At 49.5% G+C, this 392-nt stretch carries 1 protein-coding gene; it reads right to left on the bottom strand.

Going from position 1 to position 392, the window contains the following annotated elements; genetic code table 11:
- The coding region (locus GWG65_RS40370) for an aspartate-semialdehyde dehydrogenase (RefSeq protein ID WP_275200942.1) at nt 1-195 on the bottom strand (195 nt) is incomplete at its 3' end.
- Nucleotides 196-392 lie beyond the last annotated feature (197 nt).

Genomic DNA, 392 nt, shown 5'->3' with positions numbered 1-392 from the left:
GTGCAGAGGCCCATCGAGATTGGCCTGCCAATAGTCGAGGAACTTCTGCATGTGGGGGAAATCCGGCGCCAGATCGTAGTCCTGCCAGACATAGGTCTGCAGGACGGTTTCGAAATCGGGAACGCGATAGAGGATATGCGCTGTGGTGAGTCCATAACCGTTGAGTTGCCGCTCAAGATCCGAAGAAAACTGCATGCTTCATCTCCTTTTCATAACGGGCGGAAGGATGACGCAAGTCCGCTGTGTCATCAATCAATTTGCGAACTTTTGACTTCATTTATTGTTCCGTTCCAGCATGTTAGCAGCCGACGCGGGAGAGTGCTAATTTTCCTTCAAGACCCTCTTGAAATCGGAAAATCTCGAAAATAAATTTTCTGCGCGAAGTGCTCAGA

The organism is Bradyrhizobium sp. CSA207, from assembly GCF_029051685.1.
Lineage (GTDB): Bacteria > Pseudomonadota > Alphaproteobacteria > Rhizobiales > Xanthobacteraceae > Bradyrhizobium.
The sequence above is the reverse complement of the archived record's forward strand: the minus strand, read 5'-3'. Positions and strand labels throughout refer to the sequence as shown.